At 66.7% G+C, this 3,919-nt stretch carries 6 protein-coding genes; 2 read left to right on the top strand and 4 right to left on the bottom strand.

The features are described 5' to 3' along the window. On the top strand, positions 1-599 hold a 599-nt coding region (locus Q7A36_RS38710), incomplete at its 5' end, for a recombinase family protein (RefSeq protein WP_456306850.1). A 109-nt stretch (positions 600-708) separates the two neighbouring features. On the opposite strand, the gene Q7A36_RS38715 is transcribed toward Q7A36_RS38710, so the two are convergent. The 3 genes from Q7A36_RS38715 to Q7A36_RS38725 form a co-directional block, all read right to left on the bottom strand. Beyond that, a complete protein-coding gene (locus Q7A36_RS38715; RefSeq protein WP_305109122.1) occupies positions 709-1,035 on the bottom strand; it encodes a hypothetical protein in 327 nt (108 codons plus the stop codon). Positions 1,036-1,131: 96 nt separating this feature from the next. Next, a complete protein-coding gene (locus Q7A36_RS38720) occupies positions 1,132-1,395 on the bottom strand; it encodes a hypothetical protein (protein ID WP_305109123.1) in 264 nt (87 codons plus the stop codon). A 151-nt stretch (positions 1,396-1,546) separates the two neighbouring features. Continuing rightward, a complete protein-coding gene (locus Q7A36_RS38725) occupies positions 1,547-1,735 on the bottom strand; it encodes a hypothetical protein (protein WP_305109124.1) in 189 nt (62 codons plus the stop codon). Between the two features lie 265 nt (positions 1,736-2,000). Between Q7A36_RS38725 and Q7A36_RS38730 the strand changes: the two genes are divergently transcribed. Then, positions 2,001-2,240, top strand: a complete 240-nt coding sequence (locus Q7A36_RS38730; RefSeq protein ID WP_305109125.1) for a hypothetical protein — start codon at positions 2,001-2,003, stop codon at positions 2,238-2,240. A 199-nt stretch (positions 2,241-2,439) separates the two neighbouring features. On the opposite strand, the gene Q7A36_RS38735 is transcribed toward Q7A36_RS38730, so the two are convergent. Next, on the bottom strand, positions 2,440-3,702 hold the full coding sequence (locus Q7A36_RS38735; protein ID WP_305109126.1) for a tyrosine-type recombinase/integrase: 1,263 nt from the start codon (positions 3,700-3,702) through the stop codon (positions 2,440-2,442). Positions 3,703-3,919: the final 217 nt, after the last annotated feature.

Genomic DNA, 3,919 nt, shown 5'->3' on the forward strand with positions numbered 1-3,919 from the left:
CTGACGGGTATCAGGAGAGCGGGATGCTGCTGGGCTATGCGCGGGTGTCCACGGACGGGCAGGACCACGCGCTGCAACTGGATGCGCTCCGGGGTGCCGGGTGCGAGAGAGTGTTCACCGAGACGGCCTCTGGCACCAAGACCGACCGGGCCGAACTCGCCAAGGTGCTGGAAATGGCGCGCGCCGGGGACACGGTGGTCTGTTGGCGCCTCGACCGACTGGGCCGCAGCCTCCGGCACCTGATCGACATCGCTGAGCAGCTTGAGCGCCGCGGCATCGCGCTCCGGTCCCTGACGGAGAGCATCGACACCTCGACACCTTCCGGCCGGTTCCTGTTCAACATCCTCGGGGCGCTCGGCCAGATGGAGCGCGAGATCATCATTGAACGCACCAAGGCCGGGCTGCGGGCGGCTGCCGCCCGTGGCCGGCGCGGTGGTCGTCCGCCGGCACTGAATGAGAGCAAGATCAGGGCGGCCCGGGCGATGCTGGCGAGCGGCACGATGACCGCGGCGGAGGTGGCGCGGCAGCTTGGGGTCGCTCCGTCCACCTTGTACCGGCACCTGCCCGGCGGCCGGAGCGCGCTCGACGCGGCAGCGTAGCCGGCGATGCAGTCGACTGCACTCGCCGGAATGGTAGAGGCGGGCGGGACGTCGCGCTCGTGTGGCCTGAGGGATGGAGCACGAGCGCCCACATCCCTCGCTGCCAACCTCAGTGCAGGTGCTCGATGCCGTCCTCGACGTCGCCCTCAACGTCGTCCTCGGGCTCCAAGAAGAACTTTTCAAAGCCCAAGTGGGCGCGAACAGAATGCATGATCCGCTCGCGGGCAGCGTCGTCGGGCACGAGCGCTGCAAACAAGTCGATCATATCCTCGCAGTCGCTGGCCTCCTGTCGGACCTCCGGCAGGTGGGGAATGGTGGTGATAGTGTAGGCCAGCGCCTTGACGATGAGGTAGTCATCGCGGCCGGTGATGCTGGTCTGGGCCTTGGTGTTGATCCGCTTGGTCATGATGATGTGCCCTTCGATTTGCGCCTTCATGGCGTGCTGCAATGGGTTGGTCGTATTCAATTCGCGGGGTGAGATTCAATATTCACGCGCTCGCCCGATGGCCGGGCTGCACGTCGCGGACAGCGGCTAGCCGCGGCGCCGGTGGTGGTTGGCGTTGACGACCTTCCGACGCTCTGCGCGCCGTGCGGCCAAAACCTCCTTCGGAATGCCGGGTGAGACAGGCACGACCGCGGTCGTCGGCTTGGCGCCGGCCGCGAGCCGTCGCGTGATCTCGGCCTCGATCTGCTTGACCGAGGCGCCGGGGAATTGGGCATTCAGTTTTTCCCGGAGGTCCCGGACGATGGCGTCCAGCGTGCTGGCGGCGGCGTCGCGCGCGTCGTCGTGGGCCATGCGGATGAGCTTGCTGCGGATGCGCTGCTCGATGGGTCGGTTTGTCATACAGGACCGGATATCGAGATCGCGGGAGACGAGTCACTATTAATCGCCTACTATTACACCTACTCGACTACCCGCCCCGCCACTCGCCGGCGTCGGGCGCTGGTCACACCTGAGAACGCAGCTTGTTCAGCTTCTTGGTGCAGTCAGCCTGCGTATCACTGATGCGCTGCGCCAGTTTCCGGCGTCGCTCGCTTTCCCTGCGCCAAGCCTCGGCGTCCAGCGGTCCTTTAGGTTTGGTGGTCCCAGTCTCCTCGACGATCTCGTCGTCTGCGATGATCTCGTGCAGCCGCATGGGCGTATCCTCCTCATGATGACCCCGACCTGTGACCGCCGCATGGGAATGGTGGATACCGGCCCGGGCGAGGCCAACGTCGAGGGACACTCTATTTATGGACGCCATTTCTGGACGCCCCGGGCGGGCGTGGCTGCGTCGGCGTGGATGGTGGTGGTGGTGGCCGCCGGCGGAGCGTGGGTGACCCCGGGAGCAGTTCGGGGCGGAGATAAATACCGACGGCCGAGGCGCTCATGCCGGAGCCACTCGCGCGGGACTCAACAACATGCCTTACACTGATGACAGCGAATATCCCTTCCGGGCTCCACATTCGCACCGCTACAAGACGGTCGCCCGGATCGACCCGGCCGATCACCGCCGGCTCAAACGCTTTATCGAGGACCGTCCCGAACTGCGGCTGCTCGGCATCGAGGACAACCTACCTGACCAGTGGGGCGTCCACGTTGGATGTGCCTCCGAGCGCGTCCGCGACGACTTCGACGAATGGGTCTACAACACGCTCTGAACCACGAACCGGCCGCCCTCTGGGCGGCCGTTCTGCTTTACTGCCTCCAGTAGCAGCGTCTCCCACCGCGTCAGTGCGTCGAGCATCGGCCTGACTCTGCGGCTCCGGTCATAGCGCCACGTGATGCCGATCTTGGCCTCGATGCTGTGCGCCAACAGGAACGCAATTAGCATCTCGTCTACGTCGGCCCCTCGGCTCATCAGACCTCACCCATCAACCTGATGGTCTCCGCCGCCACCTTGTCGGCGGCGGCGAGCAGAGCGGTGTCGGCGGAGTGGATGTACCTTCTGGTGACGCTGTGCCCCCGGTGCCCCAGCAACGCCGCGATGGTCGCGTCCGCCAAGCCAAGGTCGGCGGCGAGCGAGGCGTAGCTGTGCCGCAGGACGTGCGGCGTCACGTCCTCGGTCAGGCCGGCGATCCGGTGGACGGTCCTCGACCAAACTCGGCGGAAACCCTTCATCTCTACGTCGCCGCCCGGGGCGCGGAACACCACCTCGCCCGGGAACATTTCCCGCAGAATCGAGCAGGCCGCCTCGGCGAGCGGACGCATGGACGCTCCAGTCTTGGTATCGGTGAGCCGGGCTGTTCGGCGGACGAGGTCGACCTCCGACCAGCGCAGCCCCAGCACCTCACCCGACCGCCAACCCGTCAACAGCATGAACCGGAGCGCCGCAAGGCCCGGGCCCCAGACCTCATCGTCCTCGCCGGCGATCAGCGCCTCGCCGAGCCTGCGGTATTCATCGGGCTGGAGCCGTCGATCACGCCGACCGTCGGCTGGGCGCACCACGCCCTGTACCGGGTTGTCACTCCGCAAACCGAGCTTGACCGCGTAGCTCATGATGGCGCCGAGCAGGCCGATGGTCCTGCTGGCGGCACCCTTGCCACCCCGGACGTTGGACAACGCGTGCCGCTTGTCGAGTTTGGTCCGCTTACTGGTGCCACCCTCGGCGATGCGGTGCATCAGTCGCTCGACGTCATCGCAGGTCACCGCGCCGACCGGGATCGGCCCCAGCACCGGCTTGATGTGGGCGGTGATCCTGCTCCGGTCCGTGGTGAGGGTCGAAGGCCGTTTGGCTACCCTGCGCCGGGTCAGCAGCCGCCCGGCCTCGGCGTCGTCGAGGTATCGGTCGCAAAGGTCGGTGACGGTGAGCGTGGCACCATGGCGCCGGGCCTGCCGCTCGACGGAAGGGTCGCCACCTCGGGCGACCTCGCCGAGTAGGCGCAGCGCCTCGGCACGGGCCGTCTCCGGCATCCACGGTGAGCCGTGCCGACCGATGGTGTACCAGCGTTGCCGGCCCTCGGCCGTCCTGTAGAACAAGATATAGCTGACGGTCTCGCTCTTCTGCCGGCGGGCGCCGAAACCGATCACCGCCGCATCCCAGATCATCTCGCCCGAGCGGAGGGCGCGCACTTCGCGCAAGCCGATCCGCCGCCGCCTGTTCTGTACCACCACGCCGTCCATGGCGCGGCAGGTGGCTCTCCCAAAATGATACCGCTAGAAATTCCGGACTCGGCGACCAGCAAGCAGGTAGCAAGCGGCAAAGGCACCCATCGTCGGGCCTGCGCGGCACCTTCCTCCGCGCAAGCCTCCCGGAACTCCAGCATCAGCCACGCCTGCCGTCGTCCGAATATTGCTCCGAAGGCAAAGGTCGTACGTTCGAATCGTATCGGGTCCGCCA

The sequence above is a fragment of the Paracraurococcus lichenis genome (genome assembly GCF_030657435.1).
Taxonomy (GTDB): Bacteria; Pseudomonadota; Alphaproteobacteria; order Acetobacterales; family Acetobacteraceae; genus Paracraurococcus; species Paracraurococcus lichenis.

Coding starts and splice junctions, on each gene's coding strand:
- Q7A36_RS38735 (WP_305109126.1), bottom strand. CDS start 3,702: ATGGACGGCGTGGTGGTACAGAACAGGCGGCGGCGGATCGGCTTGCGC.
- Q7A36_RS38730 (WP_305109125.1), top strand. CDS start 2,001: ATGCCTTACACTGATGACAGCGAATATCCCTTCCGGGCTCCACATTCG.
- Q7A36_RS38715 (WP_305109122.1), bottom strand. CDS start 1,035: ATGAAGGCGCAAATCGAAGGGCACATCATCATGACCAAGCGGATCAAC.
- Q7A36_RS38720 (WP_305109123.1), bottom strand. CDS start 1,395: ATGGCCCACGACGACGCGCGCGACGCCGCCGCCAGCACGCTGGACGCC.
- Q7A36_RS38725 (WP_305109124.1), bottom strand. CDS start 1,735: ATGCGGCTGCACGAGATCATCGCAGACGACGAGATCGTCGAGGAGACT.